This window comes from Arcicella rigui (genome assembly GCF_034929435.1).
Lineage (GTDB): Bacteria > Bacteroidota > Bacteroidia > Cytophagales > Spirosomataceae > Arcicella > Arcicella rigui.
In genome coordinates this window covers 47,710-73,522 of the sequence record NZ_JAYFUM010000022.1, presented here as the reverse complement: position 1 = coordinate 73,522, position 25,813 = coordinate 47,710, and the positions used below count along the sequence as shown (strand labels likewise).

Here is a 25,813-nt window from a genome sequence, read left to right as displayed (position 1 = left end):
ATAAAGCCCTAATTAAGCATAGAGAATGTTACAATATCATTCTTCTTTTTATACTTTAGTCGCTTAAAATTTGCGAAACAAGTATTTTAAAGATAAAACCATGATACTCGACGATTCTTTCAACTTTTCGGTAAATACAGGCAAAAGAACAACTTTTGATGCTATTGTGGTAGGCAGTGGTATCAGTGGCGGATGGGCAGCCAAAGAGCTTTGCGACCACGGACTTCATACCCTTGTACTGGAACGTGGAAGAAATGTTGAACACGTCAAGGATTATCCAACTGCCATGCTTAATACTTGGGAATTTAAGCATTTGCAACAGTTACCGCTCAAAACCTTAGAAGAAAATCCACTCATTAGCCAAGCCGCAGGCTATGGTGAAGATACCGAGCATTTTTTTATCAAAGATGCCGACCATCCATATATCCAAGAAAAGCCTTTCAATTGGGTTCGGGGTTATCAAGTAGGCGGAAAATCTTTGATTTGGGGACGAGCCTGTCCCCGTTGGAGTCCTTTTGAATTTACTTCGCCAGCTCGTTTGGGTTATGGCATGGAGTGGCCCATTCATTATAGCGATGTCGCTCCGTGGTATGCTCATGTAGAAAAATTTATTGGTGTTTGTGGAAATAAAGATGGCATAGAAACCATGCCCGACGGCGAGTTTTTACCTCCATTTGATTTTAGTTGTGTTGAAGAATCTATGCAGTCGAAAATCAAGGCGAAGTACAAAAATCGATATATGATTCAAGGGCGTTGGGCTCACGTAACCCAACCTACGGCATTACATCAACAACAAGGTCGTGCATTTTGTCAAGCTCGGAATAAGTGTATGCGGGGTTGTCCGTTCGGTGGCTATTTCAGTAGTAATTCTTGTACTTTACCGTGGGCATCCAAAACAGGAAAACTCACCGTGCGTCCACATTCGGTCGTACATTCTATTATTTATGACGAACAAAAACAAAAAGCCATCGGCGTAAGGGTCATCGACAGTATTAGCAAAGAAATGACAGAATTTTATGCTAAAATCATTTTCATGAATGCCTCAGCCCTGAACAGTACGCTTATTTTAATGAATTCTACCAGTAAACGTTTTCCGAATGGTTTAGGAAACGACAGCGGTACTTTGGGCAAATACGTTGGTTTTCATAATTATAGAGGTACAATTAGCGGAGATATAGAAGGTTTTGAAGATAAATATACTTTTGGCAATAATCCGTCTGAGTGCATGGTTCCTAATTTTAGAAATATTCACCAACAAGATACTGATTTTGTGGGCGGATACATGGCATTTATGGGAGCAAGCAGAAGTAGAGGAGTACACACAGAAGCTGAATTTGGTGCAGATTTAAAAAATGCCATGACTCAGCCCGGCCCTTGGAGTACTTATATTTATATGCAAGGCGAAACCATTTTAAAAGAAAGTAATCATGTGTATCTGAGTAAAACCGAAAAAGACCAATGGGGAATTCCCTTGTTAGTCACTTCTGTGGATTATGATGATAATGATGAAAAAATGATGAAAGATTTCTTAGTACAAGGCTCAGAAATGTTGGAAGTAGCTGGTGCTAAGAACATTGAGGCAAGTGATAGAAAATGGTCGCCCGGCTTGGACATTCACGAAATGGGTGGTTGCAGAATGGGTGCAGACCCTAAAACATCTATGTTGAATAAATGGAATCAGTTACACGCTTGTAAAAATGTTTTCGTAACCGACGGAGCTTGTATGACCAGTACAGGTATTCAGAGCCCTTCTATTTTTTATATGGCACTTACAGCCCGAGCAGTATCCCATGCCGTAAAAGAATTGAAGCGAGGGAATTTGTAGAGAATAGACATCTCATAAGTATCAAGAAAAACAATGGTAAAAAATGTCATTGTTCCTCCCATTTTTAATTCACTTCATTAACTTATACTTTATGATGAGTATTGCCATTGCTACAACTGGGAATACTCATCTTACAATTAACACCCTTTCAAAAAATTGTATTATACCAAGAAATTTACCGTATAATAAGTTTTTTGTGATTATAGAATAGAATGTTTTTGGTTTTTTAGAAGAATCAGTAAATTGGTTTTAAAATACTATCATTCAGGCATTTATATTATTTCCGAAATTTATTAATTAGAAAATCTCATTTAGTATTCAAGTCACATAATATTAAGAATATCAATTTTACAATCACTTTGCTTTACAATAGAAATTTACTTTAACCGATAATTATATGTACACAAAAGACCAAATCAAAAATGCCATGACCAAGAAAGGATATGCTTGGTTCAATGATGAATCTAATAAATCTTATGATATAAATATTGTGGGAGTAAGGAATAATAGCCCAAGTGTTTATAAGAAAATTACAAACGTTTTTGATGATTATTTAACCGTTTCTTACAAGGATACATCAGGAAAGTGGAGTTTTTTTAGCTGGATGATAACCTCTGACCCTGGTAAAAAAGCTGCTCTAAAATTTCAGAACTCAAAAGGCGTAGCCAGATTAGTTCCGGGACAATATAGGGGAGTTTGGTCAATTGATAAACACCAAGGAAAATACGATGCTCTTTGCCAAAGAAACGGAAATGTTACCGTCTGGAGAGATGCCAATAAAGACCTTGTTTTTGACGAAAAAAAGACTGACACAGGTAAGTTTGGAATCAATATTCATAAAGCAGGTCAAGACACGATGTGGGTAGAAAATTGGTCAGAAGGTTGCCAAGTATTCAAGAGAGCTAAAGATTTCGACGAGTTCATGAAAATCTGTAAAATTGCATCAAAACTTCATGGTAATAAATTTACTTACACTTTATTAGAATCAACAGATATTGTATAAAATCAGAGCTTTTAATAATTTATACTTCCGAGGGCTATCAATACTTATTCCGTTGATAGAGTATTTTCACATAATACAAGCCAAGAAGTTATTCATAAACACCCTAAAAAACAATGAAAGAGTACAAAATAGCGAAAGGTTGGGCAATCTTTATTTATGTTGGTGGAGTATTACTAATCGCTCTATTTTCTTGGCTTCTACTTATGCCTTTTATTCCTTCTATGAAGGGCGATATTTCTCCCGCATCTTACTGGTTTCTCACACCAACTGCATTAATTATGATTGCTTTAATGGTTGTTGGTATTATTGATACCATGAAAAGTAAATTTGTGATTGATGAATATCAAATCTCTATGGTTAGTACTTTTTCAAATAGACAATTAATGTTGGATGAAATCATGGGATACAGAATCACAGATAATTATATCCTGATTGAATCAAACAACAAATTAAAAAAGCCAATCAAAGTCAGTACTTACCTTGAAGGAAATGAGGAAATTCTGTTATGGTTATCAAGACATTTCTCTGACCTTGACATTGCTAATGCCAATCAAGAAAAGAAAGAAATATTAAATAATGAGAAATTTGGATTGCATATTAAAGACCGTGAAGAGCAACTGAATAAAGCTAAAAAAATCACAACATATCTTAATTGGATAGGGCTAATTATTGGGTTATGGGTCATATTTTTAGCAAACCCTTATGAATACTCCGTATCAGTCTCTATGATTTTCCCCGTTATTTGTCTGTTTGTAGTAAAATACTTTAAAGGTTTGATCAGAATTGACGAAAAAAAAGACTCTGCTTATCCCTCAATTTTTTTAGCAATATTAGTTCCAAGCTCAGGACTTTGTCTAAGAGCCATACTTGACTATAATATTTTTGATTATTCAAATGTCTGGAAGCCCACAATTCTCATTACCTCTATTTATCTCGCAGTTTTAACTTTTAGAAACAAAGAATTTAAACTTAATAAAGCTAAGGATTATTTTAGCGTTTTATCTATTGCTCTTTTCATATTCGCTTATGCTTATGGGGCAGTAATTGCTTTAAACTGTGTATATGACCCGTCTGTTCCTGAAAAGTTTAATGCAATAATTATAAGTAAGAGAATTGATTCTGACAAATTGACTACTTATTATTTAAAACTAACACCATGGAGCTATCAAAAAAGTAATAGCGAAGTGACAGTAACAGAAGAATTATACAATCGACTAAACGAAAAGGATAAAGTAAATATTTATTTTAAGAAAGGGCTATTGGAAATCCCTTGGTTTGATGTATCAAAGTAAAGATTGTACAATCAAGTTTTGGATTAAAAAAAATAATCGATAGTAATTAATGCTATCGATTATTTTTTTAATAGCACTTTAGAGCTAAAATAATTAAGAAAAACAATTTTAATCACTGTGATAAATTTGCAATTTCGGTATCTGTTAATGTTCTATTGAAGACGGCAAGTCCACCTATTTGACCTTGGAAAAAATTCCCCATCCCCGACTTTAACAATACCGCTCCCACGGTAAAATCTGAACCATTATTTCCCATACCATCTGGAAAGTAATAAGGGTTTTTAGATACAACTAAGCCATTGGGATAACCTTTAAAACCTTTAGTATTTTTAATCAGTTCTGGTTCTCTTACTTCAAACTTTCCGTTCAAATATGATTTAATATTATTACCATCATAGGTAAATGCAACGCACTGCCATTGGTTCTTCTTGACGGTATCTTTACTGGCAGAATAGTCAATAGAATATGGAAATGGTGGAGTAGCTTTACCTGAAGAAGAGATATGCCCACATACTTGGTTTTCTCCATTGTAATATGGTAATGAGACAAAAAGTCCATATTGCCTTTTTCCTCCATCTTGATATTCATTCCACATACCTCCAACAAAGCCAGTTCCTTCTTTCCACTTTACCCATGCCATTAGAGTAATGCCTTGCTGTTGTCCATAAATATTTAGTTCTTTGGTTTCTGAATTTGGTAATGATAAAAAAGCTTTATTACCAAACATTGTTGAATAGCCTGAAATTGGCCCTTCGTTTACTCTTGGAAGTGTTCCATCTTGTTCAGTTAAGGGGTAGTCACCTTTCCCTGCGGATCTTCGTGGCTCTCCTTCATTTTCTTTAAAGTCCCACAAAGCAACTAATCCATTTGTAGATAAAATCTTTTTCCTGTAAGTATCATCAAATGTTTCTGAAGCACAAGATGTAAGTATTAACAGAATAAATGGCACTAAGCCTATAAGGTTTGTTTTCATGATATAGATTATTAAGATTTAAAACTTTTCTATATAAAAATAGTCATTTTACAGAGAAATATGGGTAGAATCACAAAGTTAATTTACCGTTAACATAGATAGTTTAACATAAAAATTTGTGTGTTTGCTGTCCTTAAAAAATAAAGGCATTTAGGAATTAATTTCCTAAACGCCTTTATTTTTTGACACTTATGGTATTTTTATAAAATTAATACTTTAAAGATGAACCAATATAAGCTATGGATTCAAAAATTCAGGAAGATATGTATTTCCCTACTTCAAATCCCTCTTTATTTCTTACTCAAAGAATTAATCCAAGTAGCGATTTTCTTTACATCACCTTTTGGTAAATGTGCCATTGATGGCATTGGTGTTGCAAATTCTGGCCAGTTTGATGGTTTTGGTTCGTAAATCAAAGCCTCAATTTGTGCTACTGAGTATTTGCGTTTAGCAATCTCTTGATACGATGGACCAACGGCACGCTCGTTTACTTTATGACAAGCCAAACAAGTACTTTTGCTCAAAAGCTTCATCGCTTCTGCATCGCTAATCACTGCTCCTGCAGTTTTTACTTTTGCTTTCTCGCCTGCTGCTGTTGGCATTGCTTCTTTCATTTGATTGTCTGGCGTATTCAATTTAGCTCCTGCATCTACACGCTCACGTTGTTCACGAGTTTTTGGCGTTACTAAAGTGATGTTTGCTTTTGCTCCTTGTGGAATACTGTTTAGAGTATAATAAGCTGTACCATGCAATAAATTCAGATGTGAAGTAGCTGATAATACGCCTTCTGGCTTAATGTCATGGATATAACCTTCACGTAAATTATCTACTACGATACGTACTTTTAAGCCGTCTTCGCTTGCTTTTGCACCTCTTACTGCATTGTCTTTTCTATCTACAATTGGACTTCCGTAAACTGGGTGGTACTTGTAAGTATAACTTGAAACATCGTAGTTATTTACGTTTTCAGCAGTTTTCTTATCTACTGGTAAAGTAAATTCAATTTCAAAACCGTCTGGCATAGCTCTTACGGCTTTCATTTCGAAAGGTACTTTTCCTGAGAATACTAATCTTTCTAAACCGAAGGCTTCTTTTCCTGTTGAACCCCAACCACGGTTTGTTCCGCCTACAAACATTGAATTGTCTGTTCCCCATGACATTCTAAGAACACCCGAACGGAAACCGCTTCTAAAATCAAATGAAGCTCCTTGATATTTTCCGTTTACTTTTTCTAAGAATACTCTGGCGATTTTAGACATCCCTTCGTCTCCTACAAATACTTGTCCTGCAAATGGCCCAAAACCTCCTTTGGTATCGTCCGTAACGATTTCAGAAGTAGAAACGCCCAATACTCCGTGAGGTAACCAAACGGCTGGTGACTTGATGCCCATGTTTGGATAAGTCTTTGTTGCCATTTCGTAAATCGTAGTCATTGGCTCGTTTTTCACGTACTCAGGTTTTACTTTTGGGTCGTCACGTGGGTCAACTTTTGCGTAAATCATATCAGCACGCATTTTCACTGGAGATTCTGGACGAGAAGCCCAAGCTAATGAAGCTGGATGTCCCATAAAATCACCTTCTTCTACGTGTGAAATAAAACCAGAACCTTGCCAGTCACCTTGGTTATCGCCATAGAAAAATTGTCCGTCAACCATACCAATTCCGCAAGGAGAACGCATACCTGCTGCGAATGGTGTCATTTTTCCGTCTTCGGTAATCTTCATTGTCCAACCTCTCCAAGGCACAAAAGATTTTCCTGCCCACCAGTCAGACGCACCGAAACCAACGTTTCCAGTTACATAGAAAGAACCATCTGGGCCAATTTTTGGGCCAAAAGAGTACTCATGGTAATGTCCTGAAATTGGCCAAGAATAAACAGTTTCATAACGGTCGGCTTTACCATCTCCGTTTTTATCTACCAATTTGGTCAATTCGCCTCTTTGGGCACAGTATAAACTTCCGTTTTTGTAAGCCAAACCCAAAATTTCATGTAAACCGCTCGCAAATTTGCGGAAAACTGGATGACTTGAATTCGGGTTTTCGATGATATATACTTCACCACGACGAGTAGAAGCGGCTACATCGCCATTGGGTAAAGTAACCAAACCACCTACTTCCAAAACGATTCCTTCGGGAATCGGAAGCTTTACAATTTTGTAATAATCATTTTCGGTAGGGCCATCTTGTGCAAATGCCCCAGTTGTCATTGCCAATGCTAAACCAATTTTGGTAAACGACTGACTCAGCGACTGTGCTATATTTTTGATATTCATTTGATTTTCAGATTTAAAAAAACGCTTGTAAGTAGTTTTTTGAAAAATGAACAATGTTGATATGCGAATTCTTAGCCTTAGAATCGAATTACTCATCATTCATCACTCACAACTCTCAATTTGGAGGTATTACCACATTACAGAGTATTGTACTTTGTCTTTTACAGGAACAAGTAATACAGTGTTGTCACCGATTTTCTCGATGCTTGCATCCGCTGCCTTGATGTAATAGCTTTTGCCGTCGATGGCATAAACATCATCTGAAAGTTTAGTGATATTCTTTCCGATGGCTACACGACATTGCAAAGAAGCACTTGCTGGCGTTTTTAGGCTTAAAGTACGAGAAAGATATTTTCCTTCAATCACTCTGATTTGGTCTTCTACTTCTGTACCATAAATTTGATAACGGAAAGTAGGAAGATTATCAGCATCTACATCATAACCTAAAGTACGGAAATTTGCACTTGCTGGCGTTGAGCCGCTCAAGTTTGTTTTAGCATCTGCCGAAACAATTAATGGAGTATCTTCTAAAGCCAAGATTGGTCCTCTTGGACGAGAAGAACCATCTCCTCTGTCGTCCCACATTGGCGTTGTATCTAAAAATTCGCCTTTCCAGATTTGAGCAATCGCTCCGTTATCCAAATCAAAAGTATAATGTAATTTATCTGGGCTACCTACATTGATAGCGTGAACAATACGTTTTTGTTTATCTGTATTTCTGAAAATATCCGAAAACGAACGTAATAAAGTTGACTCTTTAGCATCCAAATAAATAGGGTCTGAGGGAACACCTGCCAATACTGAACCCAAAGAATGGAAAGGAACAGATCTAAAGCTTGGTCCTTGTACGTACATTCCTAAGATTGGAGAAACCCAACCGTCTGTTTTATACACGGTAATTTCTACTGGAACATTCCCTGCTGGTAAATCCATTTCAGCAGTACGTTGGTCACGTGAGGTAGTCCAAGCATCTGGCAATAAAGTTTTGCCATTTACTTTTACATAATACTTACCGCCAGCTTGGAAAATAAATTGGTGTTTTCCAGCTTCTGGAATTTTCAAAGTAGCATTGAAAATTTGAGCAAAATCGTTGGTTTTTGTGCCTACTTCCCAAGTAAGTTTTTCTAAAGTACCTGTTGCATCAGGTTTTTTACTCAAGAAATCTTTGGGTTCTCTGAAATTACCATAGAATACTTTCCATGAAATATCAGACATTTCCGCAGGTTTTCCACCAAAATTATTGATTTTGAAATTACGGAAAGCCACTGGGCCGTGGTCTCCCTGAATCATAAATGGCCCTGTTGGAGCTTCTGTTTCAGAAATTGGGCCGCCTGTTGGGCCTGTCAATTCTACATTTTCTTGAATCGTAAAACCATTCAATTTTACGTACAATACTTTTGCGTTAGCGATTTTCTTGCCAGTAGCATCAAAGCGAGGTGCTTGGAAAGAAATATCTAAATGTTGCCAAAGACCCGGAGCTAAACAAGCATTTAGGCGTGGTGCGTGTCCATCATAAAGGATTTCTTTACCGTTTTCATAACGACGACGTTTGTAAATACCTCCACAGTCGCCCGTAGCAGGATTTTTCACGCCCCAGCTATCCAATAATTGGATTTCATAACGCCCCATCAAGTAAAATCCTGAATTAGAGTGTGTTGCCATCATAAAATCGAAAGAAACATCAACATCACTAAATTCAGCAACCGATTGTAGATTTGAGCGATTCTCTGGATTGGGAAGATTCGCCAATACACCTTTACCTGCGGTAAGGGTCATGGCTTCAGGTTTTGAGATGTCAGCCGTTACATCACCAGCAATTTGCCAGTTAGTTTTGTCTGAACTTTTCCAGAAAGACATATCGTCTAACGGAAGGGTTTGTTGTGCGGTCGAGAGCAAAGGGAAGCATAATGCTCCCACCAGCCAAGCCTTTTTCATAATTTGTAAATTGGACATTGTATTATGTTACTTTTATAAAGGAGGGATAAATATACAGACTGAAAACTTTAGTCTTATCCTTTATTATATAAAATAGTATTTGTGCGTATTATACTCATAACAGGCAAACGTGTATCTTTACTCGAAATTGTAAATAGTATTTTTCATGGGAAATAAACCTTTTATTGCCCCAAATGCCTCGGTAATGGGGAACGTAATTTTGGGAAATGATGTGTCTGTTTGGTACGGTGCGGTGATTCGTGCAGATGTTGAAAAAATTCAAATTGGCGACCGTAGTAATATTCAAGATACTGCCGTGCTACACGCCGACCCCAACGACCCAACGATTATCGGAAACGATGTCACCGTTGGACATGGGGCAATCGTACACGGGGCAACGGTGGGCGACGGCTCGCTTATCGGGATGCGAGCGACTGTTTTAAACAAAGCCGTTATTGGTAAAAATTGTATTATTGGAGCAAACGCCTTAGTGCCAGAAGGAATGCAAATTCCTGATTATTCTTTGGTGGTGGGGATTCCTGCCAAAATCATCCGACAAATTTCGCCCGAACAAGCCGAAAAACTTACTTTAAGTGCCTTGCATTATGTAGCCATGGCAAAAAGACACGAAGCAGGTGAATTTCCGTTGATTTAGTTTTTAGCTTTGAGCTGTGAGCCTTGAGCTTTGCTTTTAGCTATTAATCTGTTGCCGTTGTCCGTGTCCTCACGGACAACACTTTTATGCTGTTACCCTTGCTCTACGGACAACATTTGATACAATCCCCTATGCCGTTATGCCGTTGCCCGTGTCTCCACGGGCAACAAACAACAAACTCGGTAATCTCAACAAACTTTATAATAACAGTATTTTACATCATCAAAAACCTAAACTAAAAAAAGATATGCAATTCACAAGTATACAAATAGGTGTGCCATATTTTTACACTGCAACTATCCTTAAATGGCATAAACTACTCAAGCATGATAAATACAAAGATTTTATCATCAGTAGTTTACAATATTTAGTATCACAAAAGAAAATCAAGGTATTTGCTTTTGTGATTATGCCAAATCATATTCATTTAATTTGGACGATGTTGGCAATGAATGGGAAAGAGCTACCCTCTGCCAGTTTAATGAAATACACGGGACATCGTTTTTTAGAAGACCTATCAGAGAATCATCCACAAGTATTGCCTTTTTTTGCTGTGGAAGCATCTAATAGAAAATATCATTTTTGGCAAAGAAACAGTCTTTCAATCGCTCTTTATTCTCCAAACGTTTGGCAACAAAAATAGACTATATCCATAACAATCCCTTAACTGGTAAATGGGACTTAGCCGACTTACCAGAAAATTACAAATACTCTTCGGCTAAATTCTATGAACAAGGGATAGATGAATTTGGAATATTAACACATTGGCAGGAATGAATTTAAGCTAAAGTACAGCTACTGTCTGTTGAGTTGTTGCTCGTAAAGACACAGGTAATTCCCATTTCCAAGTTGTAGCCCGTGGAGACACGGGCTACGGCAACACAGTTTTTAGCTTTTAGTTTTGAGCTGTGAGCCTTGAGCTTTGCTTTTAGCTATTAATTTTAATTTCTGACTCTTATTTCTTGAGTCTTTACTCTTGCATCTTGTGTCTTAATTCTTGCATCTTAAGTCTTGCATCTTATATCTCAACTCTTACATCTAAAAAGCTTCACAGAAACATACAATTATTAATTTGAAATATAATACCTTTAAAGTGAATACTATCAGAAAATCCACTTTAAAGGTATTATCGTATTCAGCCATATTTCAATTAATACTTTCAAAACAATCAATTCAATGAAACACAATTATGCCATGCGAGTATTGCTGGGAATCCTGCTTGTGGCAGGTTATTTTCCTTCGGTACTTGCCCAATCAACCAAAAAGCATCTTCCCATTATTGATGTTCACGTACACGCCTCTAAGGCAAACCCCAACATCCCCGACCTCTGTCCTTGGTTTTTGAAAAGTATGCCCGGTGCTGACCCAAAACAAACTACATCACCATCTATTTTCAGTAATGAATGTCCCGACCCACTCAAAGCAGCTAAAACTGATAAAGAAATGCAGGAAGCCCTGCTTGCTACTGCCGAAAGACTCAATGTAACGATGATTGTGAGCGGTGATGCAAGCATTATTCATAATTGGCATAAGGCTGCTCCTAATCGCATTATTCCTTCATTGGGGATTAGTAATAGCAAAGACATGACCGTAAAGGCTTTTGAAGATTCTTTAACGGCTGGTTTTTATAAAGTAATGGGAGAAGTTGCTCCTCAGTATCAAGGTATGTCACCAAGTGACCCAAGTTTGGATGAGTACTTTGGTGTTGCCGAAAAATTAGGCGTACCTGTGGGAATTCATATGGGAACTGGTGGAAATGGTACGATAAATATTACTAATCCTAAGTATCGTGCTTCGCTTGGTCGTCCGTTTTTGTTAGAAGATATGCTTGCCAAACACCCTAAGCTAAAAATCTGGGTTATGCACGCTGGCTATCCAATGGCCGACGAAATGATTGCCCTTATGGGTGCAAATGCTTATGTATATGTAGATTTAGCAGGATTTATTTGGAGTTACCCTTTAGAAGAAATTCACGCTTATTTACGTAGATTAATCCAAGCGGGCTTTGGCAAACGTATCATGTATGGCACTGACTTAATGATTTGGCCAAAATTGCTTGAAACATCTATACAAGTAATTGAAAGTGCCAATTATTTATCAGAAGACCAAAAGAGAGATATTTTCTTTAATAACGCCGTTCGCTTTTTCAACTTAGACCCTAATAGGTTTAAGTAAAGCATTTAGTGCTGTTACCCATGTTCACGAGTAAAGGCATTGACACAGGCAATGGCAAAAGGGTATCACTCCCAAGTTGTAGCCCGTGGAGACACGGGCTACGGCAACACAAAGTTTAAGTAAGCATATTTTATATTGTTGCCGTTGTCCGTGCATTCACTGACAACGGCATTGAATATTGTTAGATTTCAATTGTCATAGAAGCCATTGGAATACCTTTGCCTCCAGCCATAATTTTGGCAATTTTCCCTTCCTCAATTAATAAGTTTACAATGATTAAACTTGGTGATTTAGGTTTCATAAACCAGCCCTGCTCAATTAAAAACTGTTCTTTTTTTAGTCCGATTTTATCGTACAAATAACAAGCAAGCGGCCCTGCTGCCATCCCTGTTCCTGCTTCTTCCAAAATGCCATATCGTGGTGCAAACATTCTTGTTGTGGCTACTCTTTCTTTATCACTGGTTTTTGTAGAAAAAACATAAAATCCTATTAAATCAAACTCCTCACTGATTTGACTGATTAAATCATAGTTTGGGACGATGCTCTCTAAGATTTCATTATCTACAACAGGAATGATAGCAAAGGAATTACCAGTATTGACGATTGAAATAGAGGCATTACTTAGAATATCATCTTCTCTTAATCCCAATGAAGCCAATATTATTTTACCATTTTGTTCAGAAACTTCTGTATATATGGGTGGCTTTTGTTCCATAAATGCCAAATCACCTTGTATCAGAATCTCTCTTTTTCCATCAATGGTTTCTTTTGAAGCATGCTCACTTGTAATAAATCCTAATTGCGATAAATACGAGAAAGTTGCAATAGTGGCGTGTCCGCAGTGAGCAATTTGTCTGGTTGGCGTGAAAAAATCAAGTTTAAAATCTGCCATTTTTGATTTTGAAACAAAGGCTGTTTCAGAAAGACCAACTTTTGCTGCAATAATTAATTTCTGTTCATTGCTTAGTTCGTCAGCATTCAGTACAACACCTGCGGGGTTTCCTCCTTGATTATTGTCCACAAAGGCACTGATAATTTGTACTTCTATTTTTTGAAAATTGTCCATTGTATTTGTTTAGTTGGATGATTAAAATAATTACCAACAATGGACGAAATGGATGCAGAAAAGACGCAAAATTATTTTTGATTATTTTGATAAGCTATGAGATTGCCCTTAGTATCTGTTTCCACATTTTTACAATCCAAAATAAGCTCTTTCAATTTGTCTCTGCCTCTTTGTACTCTTGTTTTTGCTCCTGAATAAGAAATATTTAACTCATCTGATAAGCTGAGTTGGGAATGATTATCATAATAAGTAAGTAGGATAGCTTGTTTATATTTTTCGGACAGTTTGCTGATTTTCTGATTGATGCAATTGCTTAATGAAAGATAAAGTGGCTCTTCATTTTCTTGTTCAGCAAAATCGAAGCCATCAATTTGAGTCTCCAAATGAGTTTTTCGGTAATAGTCTGCTACTGCATTTCTTGTTATTTGATACACCCAAGCAGTAAGTTTAGAGCAATCCGAAAGTGTATGAATGTTAAGTTGAATTTTCAAGAAAACGTCTTGCAGAATATCTTCACTCGTGTCAATATCCTTTACTTTACTGAAAATAAATTTTTTCAACTCATCATGTAAGTCTATCCATATTTCTTGAATTTGTCTTTTCATCTTTGCTTATGAGGTTACTTATTAATACTGTTGCCATTGTCCGTGTCTTCACGGACAAATATTTTCACACAGTTAGCCCTGTCTCCACGGACAACATTTGCTAACCCCCATCAATCCGCCCTAAAGCAGACATAAAGATAAGCGTCTATTACTTGTCCATTCTTGATACAGGCTTTTTTCTGAATACTTTCTAAATGATAACCTGCTTTTTCTACTACTCGCATCGAAGCTTTGTTATACTCGAAAATACCTGCCCAAAGACGCACGATGTCGGGAAAATGTTGAAAAACATAATCTGTCATTACTTTGACTACTGCCGACATGATGCCTTTTCCCCAATGACTTTCTCCCAACCAATAACCAATTTCGGCACTGCTTCGATAGATGTCATTGCCCAAAACAATACCTATCCCTCCTACTACTTCACCCTCAATTTCTATGGCTAAAGTATTAAAAGGTGCTTGGCTATTTTTATTGGCATCAACCCACCAAACCGCATCATCGAGCGTATAAGGATGTGGAAAAACATCCCGAACATTATTGAAAATCTTGATATTATTGGCGTGCTTCACCAAAGCCATTTCGTCACCCTCTTGAAAAGAACGCAAAGCAAAAGCTGTACTTTGATAAATGTATTTGTTTGGAGTATTCATAATGTTGATAAAGGCAAACAAAAGCGAGAAAGGAAGGCTCTTCTTTGTTTTTATGCCGTTGTCCGTGTCTTCACGGACAACAACACAGTTTTAGCCCGTGGAGACACGAGCAATGAAGGTATTTGCGAAATATCTATATCTACAAGCTGTCAATTTCATTTTCAGAAAGACCTGTCAACTTCATAATGTCTGCTGTTGAAAGTCCCATTTGTTTGGCAGATTTCGCAACCTCTAATTTCGCTTCCAATCTTCCCTCATCAAATGCGGTTTCAATGACGCCTTTTAAATCACGGTATATTTTTAGGCTGTTTTCGTAATTGTCCAACTCTGCTTGTCCGTATTTGGCAAGCTCTGCTTTTTCAAAAGCTTGGGTAAATACTTCATCGCTAAAGATGGTTGGAATACTCTGAAAGTCTTCTAAATATTTGATAAAGTACAACCATTTATCCAAACGGGTTTTTAAGTCACTTTCTGTGTGCTTGAAATTGGGCATTTCAAGATAGATATAAGTTAGCTTGTCGTAGAAAACCTTGCCGTGTTGGTTTTTGAGCTTAATGGTATGAACTACTTCATTTTTTTCGGGTTCGTTTTCGTAATCGTCAAAAGTAAAATCCAAGATGCCAACGCAATAAACGGCTTTCAATTTATAGTTCCATTCGCCTTTTTCTGCTTGTTCACGAATAGGAAAAGTTGAGTAATAAATCGTGCGTTCTTTGAAGTAGTTCTGTTTTGCCTTTTGCAATTCTACAATGAATTTCTCCCCCTTTTCATTTTCGCAGTAAATATCATAAATGGCTTTTCTGTCGGCGTCTGTTTGTCCTAATTGTTCCGTGTTTTTAAAATTGAGACTAATGATTTTATTCGTTAGAGGCAAAAGAGCGTTTAAAAAGTCAATAAGCAGAGGCTTACTGGCTTCCTCTCCGAAGATTTTCTTAAATCCGAAGTCCGTAAATGGGTTGATATATTTTGCTCTCATCGCTTTGTATCTAAAACCTTTAGACAAATTTAATCAATTTTGTAGATGTTTGTTGGGTTGGTTACAAATAACCAAATAATCGCTTACTTATGCCGTTGTCCGTGTCTTCACGGACAACAACACTGTTTTAGCCCGTGGAGACACGAGCAATGAAGGTATTTGCGAAATATCTATATCTACAAGCTGTCAATTTCATTTTCAGAAAGACCTGTCAACTTCATAATGTCTGCTGTTGAAAGTCCCATTTGTTTGGCAGATTTTGCAACCTCTAATTTCCCTTCTAATTTTCCTTCCAATCTTCCCTCATCAAATGCCGTTTCAATGACGCCTTTTAAATCACGGTATATCTTTAGGCTGTTTTCGTAGCTGTCCAACTCGGCTTGTCCGTATTTGGCAAGCTCTGCTTTTTCAAAAGCTTGGGTAAATACTTCATCGCTAAAGATGGTTGGGATACTTTGAAAATCTTCTAAATATTTGATAAAGTACAACCATTTATCCAAACGGGTTTTTAAGTCGCTTTCTGTTTGCTTGAAATTGGGCATTTCAAGATAGATATAAGTAAGCTTGTCGTAGAAAACCTTGCCGTGTTGGTTTTTGAGCTTGATGGTATGAACTACCTCATTTTTTTCGGGTTCACTTTCGTAATCGTCAAAGGTGAAATCCAAGATGCCAACGCAATAAACGGCTTTCAATTTATAGTTCCATTCGCCTTTTTCTGCTTGTTCACGAATAGGAAAGGTTGAGTAATAAATCGTGCGTTCTTTGAAGTAGTTCTGTTTTGCCTTTTGCAATTCTACAATAAACTTCTCCCCCTTTTCATTTTCGCAGTAAATATCATAAATGGCTTTTCTGTCGGCGTCCGTTTGTCCTAATTGTTCCGTGTTTTTGAAATTTAGGCTAATGATTTTGTTCGTTAGAGGCAAAAGAGCGTTTAAAAAGTCAATAAGCAGAGGCTTACTGGCTTCTTCTCCGAAGATTTTCTTAAATCCAAAATCAGTAAATGGGTTGATATATTTTGCTCTCATCGTTTTGTACCTAAAACCTTTAGACAAATTTAAACAATTTTGTAGATGTTTGTTGAGACAGCCAAATTTTGTGTGGAGAGAAGAGTTTACTTGGCTTTTAAAATAAAATTGCCCGTGGTGGCACGGGCAATGACTGATGTTTGCGAAATATCTATATTCTACAAATGGTCGATTTCATTTTAAGAAAGACCTGTCAACTTCATAATCTCTGCTGTTGAAAGTCCCATTGTAGCAAAATACTTTTAGCGACTGACGGTTTTATCATTCTTCAAGTCTGAATAGTTTATCGTCCTGTGATAATTTTACTACAAAATATTCTTCTTTATTTATCTCTAAGGGTAGTTTGTCTTTCAAAATTGAAGCAATGAATTGTATATTGTTTCGATTAACGAACTCTGCAATTTTCACAAGTTGCTTGTCGTCCATTAATTCTTTTTTGTCATTTAATAAGAAATGAAGGCATGGTATGTTTTCTTCATCTGCAAACAAAGTGTACGCAAGGTCAAAGCAGGATATTTCACCTTGTTTTTTACCTGAACTCATATTTGCATTGAATGCACTGAACTTATATAACCTTTGTCCCTTTTTATTGATTATGATGTCAGGTTTTACAGCATATTGCTCTCCATATAACTCATTGGAAATTGAAGCAAAGTGAACATTGAACTTTTTAAGTTGGGATTTCACAACTTGCTCAAAGCTGTCACTAAAAAGCTCATTGTCAATTTCACTTAATTGCCTATTATAATCCTTTAAATTGTTGTCAACTTCATTTAGTTGCTCAATAATGCTTTCATACTCACCCTTTTTCCTGTATTTTTCTGTCAACTCCGCTATGATTTTTTCTAGTTCCTCAAAAGAATCACTTTTTGCTATCAGAGATGTTAATTTTTTCTCCTCTATAAGCAGTCTTTTTAGTCCATTGCTATTATCCTTAATCGCTTTTTCGATTGCTGGTAATTCTTTACTAATAAACTTGACTTTTTCACCAATCATTGTATTGTGAAATGCAACAAGGTCAGAAAAGGACTTTTGAATTGAAGCTATTTTTGAAGTTGCTTGCTCATATATTACTTCTAATTGGCGTAAATCAATATCTGACTTGTTAGATTCAAGCTCAGCTTCCGCTTCTTTTATGAGGTCTTTTCTAATATTTAATTTACTAACTATTGAACTTATTTTGTTGATTTCGTACTTAACCTCATTCAGTTTATCTAAATCTGATTCGAAATTTTCGTTTAGATTGAAACTGCTCTTTCTTTTATTTAATACTTCAATATCATTTTTGATGAGAGATAAAGCAGTTTCATAGGCTGTTTTTGTTTGATTTTTCTCTAATCTAACTTTATAGGTATTTTCCTGACTAATTTTAGTTAGGAGTTCTTGCTTACTGTTTCCCTTAGTAAACTCACATCCAAAAAGGAAAAGATATAGTGTTTCATACTCTGCATCAGAAGTGTATGTGTCAAGGGTTTTTAAGGTCTTGTTGATGCTTTCGTCTTTGTATCGAATATTATGAGAAATTATTTGCCTGAAACTTGGTTTACTCGCAAAATGTTCAGGGAAAATTGACCTACTCAATCTTACTTCAAATTCATCCTCCGTCAACTCAACACCATTTATTCTTCTTATTATCTCTTTTCTTGCCAGAAAATTCCTTTCAATAACTATATCTTCAGTACCTTTTTCCAAGTCGGAAGTCAGAACAAGTGTAATGAGGACTTTATTATTAATGAGAAAGTCTTTTACAAGCTTATACTCTTGTTTTCTTGTTTCTGGGTCAACATAAATGTTTTTTTTATCAGCCCCTAAACAGAAATCCACAAGTTTAAGAACAGTCGTCTTACCTACGCTGTTTCCTGTGATTTGATTTTCGCTTTCATCAATAATCAAATTCAGTCCTTTGTGAAATTCTATTTCACGAATAACTTTTGCTCCGCTTGTTATAGATAATGACTTTATGAACATAATTCAATCTCTCCTAAGTTGTTAATTGTTGCCACGTCAATTAAATAAAGCCAATCCAAACAAAGGATAAAAACTGAAAATGACATTGACCTTTTGGCTTTAACCTCCTGATACAAATCAAGTAATTTGAACTTTTTATTCTTTTTTAAAGAGTCAATTACAAATGCACCATTGTAGTATATACTATTTTCTGGATGTATGTTGTCAGGAAGTAGCATAGTTGTAATCTTTAGGGTTTTCAAAAATTTTACATCTAATAAACGCATCAACAACGAGGATATTAATGCAAAGTTCTAATTCATCAAATGGAATTGTTGTATAGTTTGAGCTATTTAACACTTTCTCTTGAATCCTTGATATAATTTCGAAAAATAGTTTATCATCAGAAAAATCGACTTTCAATTTGGCATATTCCTGTCTTATTGTTGAAAGAACTGACTTACTTTTATTGCTGCCTTGTATATCAAATACGGTATAAATTTTATCAACTCTGCTATAATGTAATGAGTAATCATCAATAAGTATTTTAGAAGAGTTTAAAATATTATGGGATATCTTTCTATCAATTTCAAAGCTGTTGACTTCTCCGACAGGTTCTTGTTTATTCCAATCTTCTTTCGAGAGAATATTAATGACCGTTGCCAAATTTGATTCTAATTTCAAAGGATCTATTTCATTTACCAATTCCTTTTTTACAAACTTGTAAATCCGTTCTTGGTCATTAATGTTTAATCCTCTGATTTTTGAAAGAATTGAGTTTTTATCAATTATGTCAGATGCAGGATTGAAAGCAATCCCGTGTGGATTTTTGACTGTTTCTTTTCTTAGTTCATCTGCATCACGTGCAATTGACACAAACTTGAAAGTGTATCCTTTGTAGTTTTTAATAGAGTCTTTAGAAAGAGAAGATTGTATTTTTTGTTTACTTGCAGTGGCAGAAACTTGTAAAATCAATTTGTTAGTATGGTCAACTAGGTCAATTGCTTCCGCATTTTGTTTGATTTCGTTCTCATTTAGTACAACCCAACCATAAAGTTCGTTCAAGAAATGTTGATAGAAACTTTCAGCGTGAATGTTAAACTCCAACATATTCAATCTTCCACGAGATTTAATTCGCTCGGCTAAAAGATTTAGGCGTTCTTCAATAACATTAAAGTAATTTGGTCTATTCATTTTCTGATTGCAAATTTAATCATTTTATACTTCAACTTTGCTCTTATATATTTTTATTTTCATCCCCCAATTTTGAGTTGTTACGGTTTTTACATTTAGTAACAGAGGTTGGGTATTGCCAAAGGTAGAAGTTTCAGCAATGATGTTTAATAAATGAGACCTGGTTAAGTACCTTTCCGTGTCTTTATACAATTATAAAAGCTACTTTCCTTCCTAAACAAAAAATAGGGAAGTTTAGCGAAATGTCCACAATGTACATACCTCTAAAATCTCTCTCTCCAAAAATATAAAATAAAAAAATATAGTCAATTCTTCTTTTTTGCTAAAATGAAAAAATACCTCTATATAATTGATATTGATAACTTTTCACCCCCTAAAGTATCAAATTAAAAACAAACATCACCCCTCCTCCCCAAGCTTTCTGCCATAAAATTTATTAAACGGTAATTAGGGCTTCAATTTGATTTTTGGGCTGTGCCACTCATGCCATGAATGACAAAGATTCGCCCCTTCTCCAAATGAAATATAATTCATGCCATGAGTATTTTAAAGCAGAATATTAGCTGATGTTTCCTTCCTGCAACTTGCGACAACAAAACATTAGACGATGTTTCCTTCCTGCAACCTGCGACAACAAAACATTGGACGATGTTTCCTTCCTGCAACTTGCGACAACAAAACATTGGACGATGTTTCCTTCCTGCAACTTGCGACAACAAAACATTGGACGATGTTTCCTTCCTGCAATTTGCGACAACAAAACATTGAACAATGTTTCCTTCCTGCAATTTGCGACAACAAAACATTGGACGATGTTTCCTTCCTGCAATTTGTAGCAATAAAATTTTTACAAATAGCTATAAATCAACACTTAGCATTAAAAAAAACACTATTTTTAATTACAATTTGCTTAGTGTACTCTATTTTAATTCATACGCTATAACCTTTAAATGATTTACAAATGATTACTGCTCCAAAACTCGCCAACTACCGCAACGCCTCCTTGATTAGCTTCCTTAGTAACGTGGTCGCTATCTGCAACAAGTTTGATACTGAGGCATTGAAAATCAAGAATGAGGTAGCGAAAATTGCTACCGATGTACAATCGCTCGAATTACTGTTTGCTCTGTCTAAAAAGAATGGTAATACCGAAACATTGGAATCATTGGACGCTCGCCGTGATGCTGCAACCCTTTCTATACAGGGTATTGCTGAATGTTATGTAAAACATTTTGACAAAAGCTATCAGGATGCCGCTAAGGCGATTCTGGCTATTTTTTCAAAATATGGAAAACGTATTGATAGAATGGTGTACCGTGAACAGACTTCCGCTACCCAAAGTTTGATAAATGATTTTGAGACGGATACGCTTGTGAGTACTGCCATCAATAAACTGCATTTGACTGAATGGGTGCAAGAACTGAAAACTGCAAATGAGGAATTTAATCGGGTGTATTTGCTCCGAAACAAGGAGCTATCTGAACAGCCCGACCAGAATATAAAAGATATAAAAATGCCTGCGATTGAGAATTACAGAAGATTGGTGGATGTATTGAAAGCTTTTAATACCATCAATCCTAATGAAGATTATGAGAAGATACTGAAAGAATTGAATGAATTGGTTTTGAAGTATAATGTTTAAACCTCACCCCCAACCCCCTCTCCGTCAGAGAGGGGGCTTTTTTTTGCTCTAAAAACTCCCCCTCTCAGCAGGAGAGGGGGCTGGGGGGTGAGGTCTTTTAGACACCGCTATTGATAGACCAACCACTGTTATAAATATCTCATAAGACGTTGTTTAGCTATTCCCCTCTAACTAATACCAAGATTCCCTCTATTATTCTTTAACTTTAGGCTTAATTATTTCAGAAATCAGTATAAGCTCTTTAATTAAAATGAAAAAAATCATCTTGCTTTCTTTGGCATTGGGTACTTTACAATTTGTTTCTTGTGCACAAAGTCATACAGAAAAATTTCCTGAATCGGTAGAAAAGAATGCTCCGAATGCTGATTATAAATCTGCTTTCAAAGGACAAACAAGAATAGGGGCAGTAAAATCTAAAACGCCTTATGAAGCGAAAGTTTTAACAGAGGGTTTGACGTCGCCGTGGGGAATCAAAAGTTTACCTGATGGTAGATTTATCGTTACTGAAAAAGCGGGTAACTTCCGTATCGTAACGAACACTGGTGAATTGAGTAAGCCTATTACAGGTTTACCTCCTGTATATGCCGAAGGACAAGGGGGACTTTTGGGCGTTACTATCGACCCTAATTTTGATAAAAACCGAATGGTGTATTGGACTTTCTCGGAGATTGTTGAAGGGGGAAATCATACCTCAGTAGCAAAAGGGAAGCTTTCAGACGATGAGTCGAAAATAGAAGGAGCTACCGTAATTTACCGTGCAACACCTGCCCATAAAGGTAATTTACACTATGGCGGACGTATTGTTTTTGATAAAACAGGCAACCTTTTTGTAAGTACTGGCGAGCGTTCCGACCTCGTTACTCGTCCACAAGCTCAGTCGCTCAGTTCTGGCTTAGGTAAAGTAATTCATATTACTACCGAAGGCAAAGCAGTAGCTGGTAATCCTTTTGAAAGTCAGTCAGATGCCAGAGCTGAATTATACTCTTACGGACACCGTAACGTACAAGGTTTAGCTTTTCATCCTGAAACAGGTGATTTATGGGAAAATGAATTTGGCCCAAGAGGAGGCGATGAAATTAATTTAATTCGTCCGGGCAAAAACTACGGATGGCCAACTATTACTTACGGTATTGAATATAGTGGTAAAAAAATTGGAACGGCTATTCAACAAAAAGAAGGTTTAGAACAACCTGTTTATTATTGGGACCCTTCGGTTTCGCCAAGCGGTATGACTTTCTACAATGGTTCAATGTTTCCAGAATGGAAAAACAATTTGTTTGTAGGTTGTTTAAGTGGCATGCACATCGCTCGTTTAGTGATTGAAAACAACAAAGTAGTAGGCGAAGAGCGTTTACTTTCGGATGAATCGCAACGTTTCCGTGATGTAACACAAGGCAAAGATGGAGCTATTTATGCAGTAACAGACCAAGGTCGTCTTTATAGAATTGCTAAGAAGTAATTTGCTTTGGGCTTTAGGCTGTCAAAGTAGAGAACATATATTCTTTGAAAAACCTCACCCGCAGCGGCGGCCGCCCCAACCCCTCTCCTGCTGAGAGGGGAGCTTTAGGAGCTAAAAAGCCCCCTCTTTGCAGGAGAGGGGGTTGGGGGTGAGGTTAACAACTATAATCCCTTCAAATAAGCAATACTCAAAGGCACATTTTCTAATTCGTGTTCGCTTTCGTCTTCGATAAAGTAATGCTTGATACCAATCTTTTTAGCGACTTTCAAAATAGCAGGCCAGTTGGCTTGTCCTGTTCCTAAAACCACATCGTTTTCCGCAGGCGTGTGTCCAGACATATCCCCTACTACGCCTTTTTTCAAGTCTTTTACGTGCATCAATTTCCAGCGAGAACCGTACTTTTGCAATAAAGATTCAGGATTTGCTCCGCCGTGGAGTGTCCACAATACATCCATTTCAAAAGACACATAAGCAGGATTCGTATTTTTCACCATGTAGTCGAAAAGCGTACCGTCCTCATAAGGTCTGAATTCATAGCCGTGGTCGTGATAACAGAAAGTAAGTCCGTTTTCAGCCAATACTTTCCCTGCTTTGTTGAATACCTCTACGGCTTTTTTTACGTCTTCAATCGTAAATTCATTGCCTTTGTGCGGAATCCAAGCACACATCACAAATTTTGCTCCCAAAGCTTTAGCGTTGTCCACTACTTCTTGTGGGTTTTTCTCCAATTGTTCATAACTACAACCTGCCGAAGGAATACTGATGCCACGTGCCTCACAAAGTTTTTTGTAATCGGCATTACTGATGCCTTTTGCTCCGCTACTTTCCAGCTCGGTAATGCCCATAGCTTGAATTTTATCTAAGGTATTCTCAACCGACACAGGGAATTGTTTCCGAAAAGTATAAGCCTGTACGCCCAAAGGAAACTTAAATAAAGGTTTTGCTTTTTGTGCGAAAGTATCGCCAAGATTCCCCAACAACAATGCAGTGATTAGGAAAATGTAAGCTTGTTTTTTCATGATTATTTTTGTTTATTAGTAAATTCTTGAATACTTGCCTTGCGGTGATATACATTTTTCAAATCTTTCTCGAAAAGAGTATAAGGGTCATTATAAAATTTCAGGAAATCGGGAACACTTACTTGTTCAGGAAAAGGAGCATAATAATGCGTTGGACTTGTTTTATCATTTCGCCAAACTAATACATAAGCCAAATTCATTTTCTCAGATTTCAAGGCTTTCAATAAAGTTTCTGTCCACCAAGTAGTATTCGGGATTGACTCCAAACCTGTTTCGGTAAAAGCAGCCAACTTATTCGCCTTTTTAGCATAATCTGAAACGATTTTCAGTTTTTTGATACCCAATGCCAAGTTATAATGTCCATCTCTTCCGAAGTCAGCGTAATTGTCCATTCCCACCATATCTACCCATTCATTACCCGGAAAACGTGCTAAAAATTCTTGTTCAGAAGTGAATTTACAATCGGGCGAAAAGGCATAAATAAAATTATGAACGCCCAAAGTATCCCGTAGATAGCTCACCGTAAATTGCCAAACGGCAATAAAATCTTCACGAGAACAGTGGCTTTTTCCCCACCAAAACCAATCTCCGTCAAATTCATGGTAAGGTCTGAAAATCATCGGAGCTAAAGTACCATCTTTGCCTTTGACGGAATGAGCAAAATTGGCAATCGTTCTTAGAATTTCTTTGTATTTTTCATGATGCGAACCATTGGGTTTTATCAGGTCAATGGATGCCACAGAAATGGAATCTTTCCAATAAAAACCTCCACCAGAAGCAGGGTTTGGAAAATGCCAAGCGACCGTCGTGATGCCTCCACGCTGATAAGTAGCTACAACATTTTGGCGTAAAGCCTCCGCTGTTTCAGCAATTTGTTCTTTAGTACGCCCCGACAAGCCACTAAAATCAACCCCAATCACGGCAGGATGCGAACCTGTCACCGATTTTACATCAGAACGGTCGGCATCGCCAGCCCAACCATGTCCATACTCGGTAGCGTGTTGATGTCCAAACAAAATATTTTTCTTAGCCGTTTTAGCCAAGTATTGATACAGAGCTTTGGTTTCTTTGGTTGCCTGTTTATCTATCTGTGCCTCTGTTTTTCCGACCACCAAAAACATAAAATACAGTAGAAAGTATCGCTTTTTCATATTATAAGTATTGACAAACATTAAATGCCGCATATTTTATCCGCTTTGATACTAAAGAGTTGCTACTCTCTAAGTAAAAAATTCAGTGCTACAAGAATGTCTATAAAAGTATTGAGTAGAGAAACGGCATCTAACCTTTTCTGAGTGTTGCCTAATTATATACAACCCTAAAATTGCATTTTAAAAATATTTTTTAAAATCATTTAGGGATTTTTCTTACTTGTTTGACTATACATCAAATATTGATTCCGGAACAATCACATGAAGCATTCACAACTAAGTGACGAACAACTGATAGACTTTCTGAAGAAGGACGATAAAAAGGCCTTTGAGGAAATCTATCATCGTTATTGGTACAAACTTTTTGGCGTTGCCTATCACGAAACAGGCACAAAAGAAGAGGCCGAAGAGCTTGTACACGACTTATTTGAAAGCCTTTGGCAGAAAAGAGAGCAACTGAACATTCGGTTTCTGAGTGCTTATTTGGTAGTGGCTATCAAGCACCTCACGACCAATTTTATTAAGTCTCAAATCACTAATCGGAAGTTTCAAGAGTACATCATTTTCCATGAAATCAAGCAATCTTTTTCCACAGAAGAAATTGTACATTTTGCAGATTTATCAAAAGCCGTAGATGAAGCTTTGCAGAAATTACCCGAAAAAACCTGTGAAGTATTTAGGATGAGTAGGTTTGAAAACCAATCCGTAAAAGATATTGCTCTGCGACTTGATTTAAGCGAAAAAGCCGTAGAATATCATATCACCAAATCGCTGAAAGTACTTCGGGAAACACTGAAGGTGTATAGTAATTAGCTGTGAGCTGTGAGCTTTGAGCTTTCGGTTTTGATGATATGATACTCTAAAAGCTCAAGGCTTAAAGCTAAATAATAGCAAACAACTCAAAACTCACAGCTCAAAACTCACAGCTCATAACTCATAGCTGAC

General features: G+C 36.7%; 22 protein-coding genes. 9 read left to right on the top strand and 13 right to left on the bottom strand.

Going from position 1 to position 25,813, the window contains the following annotated elements; translation table 11 throughout:
• Positions 1–100: 100 nt before the first annotated feature.
• From VB248_RS17565 to VB248_RS17555, 3 genes are all read left to right on the top strand, one after another.
• Positions 101–1,825, top strand: a complete 1,725-nt coding sequence (locus VB248_RS17565) for a GMC family oxidoreductase (protein ID WP_323298120.1) — start codon at positions 101–103, stop codon at positions 1,823–1,825.
• A 397-nt stretch (positions 1,826–2,222) separates the two neighbouring features.
• Complete coding sequence (locus VB248_RS17560) at positions 2,223–2,828, top strand: hypothetical protein (protein WP_323298119.1); 606 nt, start codon at positions 2,223–2,225, stop codon at positions 2,826–2,828.
• 113 nt (positions 2,829–2,941) lie between these two features.
• Positions 2,942–4,120 (top strand): hypothetical protein, encoded by a 1,179-nt coding sequence (locus VB248_RS17555; protein ID WP_323298118.1) that lies wholly within the window; start codon positions 2,942–2,944, stop codon positions 4,118–4,120.
• Positions 4,121–4,232: 112 nt separating this feature from the next.
• On the opposite strand, the gene VB248_RS17550 is transcribed toward VB248_RS17555, so the two are convergent.
• The 3 genes from VB248_RS17550 to VB248_RS17540 form a co-directional block, all read right to left on the bottom strand.
• Positions 4,233–5,069, bottom strand: coding sequence for a LamG domain-containing protein (locus tag VB248_RS17550; protein ID WP_323298117.1), 837 nt, complete (start codon positions 5,067–5,069; stop codon positions 4,233–4,235).
• 314 nt (positions 5,070–5,383) lie between these two features.
• Positions 5,384–7,366, bottom strand: coding sequence for a c-type cytochrome (locus VB248_RS17545; RefSeq protein ID WP_323298116.1), 1,983 nt, complete (start codon positions 7,364–7,366; stop codon positions 5,384–5,386).
• Positions 7,367–7,495: 129 nt separating this feature from the next.
• The gene (locus VB248_RS17540; RefSeq protein WP_323298115.1) at positions 7,496–9,319 is read right to left on the bottom strand and encodes a family 16 glycoside hydrolase; all 1,824 of its coding nucleotides are present in this window, start codon (positions 9,317–9,319) and stop codon (positions 7,496–7,498) included.
• Between the two features lie 148 nt (positions 9,320–9,467).
• Here VB248_RS17540 and VB248_RS17535 point away from each other — a divergent pair, with 148 nt between their 5' ends.
• From VB248_RS17535 to VB248_RS17525, 3 genes are all read left to right on the top strand, one after another.
• Positions 9,468–9,956, top strand: coding sequence for a gamma carbonic anhydrase family protein (locus VB248_RS17535; RefSeq protein WP_323298114.1), 489 nt, complete (start codon positions 9,468–9,470; stop codon positions 9,954–9,956).
• A gap of 247 nt (positions 9,957–10,203) precedes the next feature.
• On the top strand, positions 10,204–10,599 hold the full coding sequence (locus VB248_RS17530) for a transposase (protein WP_323298113.1): 396 nt from the start codon (positions 10,204–10,206) through the stop codon (positions 10,597–10,599).
• A 533-nt stretch (positions 10,600–11,132) separates the two neighbouring features.
• A complete protein-coding gene (locus VB248_RS17525) occupies positions 11,133–12,131 on the top strand; it encodes an amidohydrolase family protein (RefSeq protein WP_323298112.1) in 999 nt (332 codons plus the stop codon).
• 181 nt (positions 12,132–12,312) lie between these two features.
• On the opposite strand, the gene VB248_RS17520 is transcribed toward VB248_RS17525, so the two are convergent.
• The 8 genes from VB248_RS17520 to VB248_RS17490 all read right to left on the bottom strand — a co-directional run bounded on the left by VB248_RS17520 (position 12,313) and on the right by VB248_RS17490 (position 19,597).
• Entirely contained in the window at positions 12,313–13,197 is an 885-nt protein-coding gene (locus VB248_RS17520) for a PhzF family phenazine biosynthesis protein (RefSeq protein ID WP_323298111.1), read from the bottom strand.
• A gap of 71 nt (positions 13,198–13,268) precedes the next feature.
• Complete coding sequence (locus VB248_RS17515) at positions 13,269–13,802, bottom strand: sigma-70 family RNA polymerase sigma factor (protein WP_323298110.1); 534 nt, start codon at positions 13,800–13,802, stop codon at positions 13,269–13,271.
• A 110-nt stretch (positions 13,803–13,912) separates the two neighbouring features.
• Complete coding sequence (locus tag VB248_RS17510) at positions 13,913–14,455, bottom strand: GNAT family N-acetyltransferase (protein WP_323298109.1); 543 nt, start codon at positions 14,453–14,455, stop codon at positions 13,913–13,915.
• Between the two features lie 139 nt (positions 14,456–14,594).
• Positions 14,595–15,431 carry an Rpn family recombination-promoting nuclease/putative transposase gene (locus VB248_RS17505; RefSeq protein WP_323298108.1) on the bottom strand — a complete coding sequence of 279 codons (837 nt, stop codon included), beginning with the start codon at positions 15,429–15,431 and terminating at the stop codon, positions 14,595–14,597.
• A gap of 176 nt (positions 15,432–15,607) precedes the next feature.
• Complete coding sequence (locus tag VB248_RS17500) at positions 15,608–16,456, bottom strand: Rpn family recombination-promoting nuclease/putative transposase (protein WP_323298107.1); 849 nt, start codon at positions 16,454–16,456, stop codon at positions 15,608–15,610.
• A gap of 261 nt (positions 16,457–16,717) precedes the next feature.
• Positions 16,718–18,424 carry a DUF2326 domain-containing protein gene (locus tag VB248_RS17495; protein WP_323298106.1) on the bottom strand — a complete coding sequence of 569 codons (1,707 nt, stop codon included), beginning with the start codon at positions 18,422–18,424 and terminating at the stop codon, positions 16,718–16,720.
• A complete protein-coding gene (locus VB248_RS22615; RefSeq protein WP_407652916.1) occupies positions 18,415–18,642 on the bottom strand; it encodes an ABC-three component system middle component 6 in 228 nt (75 codons plus the stop codon). Before VB248_RS22615 ends, VB248_RS17495 begins: the two co-directional genes overlap by 10 nt.
• Positions 18,629–19,597: an ABC-three component system protein gene (locus VB248_RS17490; protein ID WP_323298105.1), complete on the bottom strand. Its 969-nt coding sequence runs from the start codon at positions 19,595–19,597 to the stop codon at positions 18,629–18,631. Before VB248_RS17490 ends, VB248_RS22615 begins: the two co-directional genes overlap by 14 nt.
• Positions 19,598–20,558: 961 nt before the next feature.
• Between VB248_RS17490 and VB248_RS17485 the strand changes: the two genes are divergently transcribed.
• Positions 20,559–21,239: a DUF6261 family protein gene (locus tag VB248_RS17485; protein ID WP_323298104.1), complete on the top strand. Its 681-nt coding sequence runs from the start codon at positions 20,559–20,561 to the stop codon at positions 21,237–21,239.
• A 250-nt stretch (positions 21,240–21,489) separates the two neighbouring features.
• Complete coding sequence (locus tag VB248_RS17480) at positions 21,490–22,698, top strand: PQQ-dependent sugar dehydrogenase (protein WP_323298103.1); 1,209 nt, start codon at positions 21,490–21,492, stop codon at positions 22,696–22,698.
• 161 nt (positions 22,699–22,859) lie between these two features.
• On the opposite strand, the gene VB248_RS17475 is transcribed toward VB248_RS17480, so the two are convergent.
• The gene (locus VB248_RS17475; protein WP_323298102.1) at positions 22,860–23,717 is read right to left on the bottom strand and encodes a sugar phosphate isomerase/epimerase family protein; all 858 of its coding nucleotides are present in this window, start codon (positions 23,715–23,717) and stop codon (positions 22,860–22,862) included.
• Positions 23,718–23,719: 2 nt separating this feature from the next.
• Entirely contained in the window at positions 23,720–24,838 is a 1,119-nt protein-coding gene (locus VB248_RS17470; RefSeq protein WP_323298174.1) for a glycoside hydrolase family 26 protein, read from the bottom strand.
• 291 nt (positions 24,839–25,129) lie between these two features.
• Here VB248_RS17470 and VB248_RS17465 point away from each other — a divergent pair, with 291 nt between their 5' ends.
• On the top strand, positions 25,130–25,681 hold the full coding sequence (locus VB248_RS17465; RefSeq protein ID WP_323298101.1) for an RNA polymerase sigma factor: 552 nt from the start codon (positions 25,130–25,132) through the stop codon (positions 25,679–25,681).
• Positions 25,682–25,813: the final 132 nt, after the last annotated feature.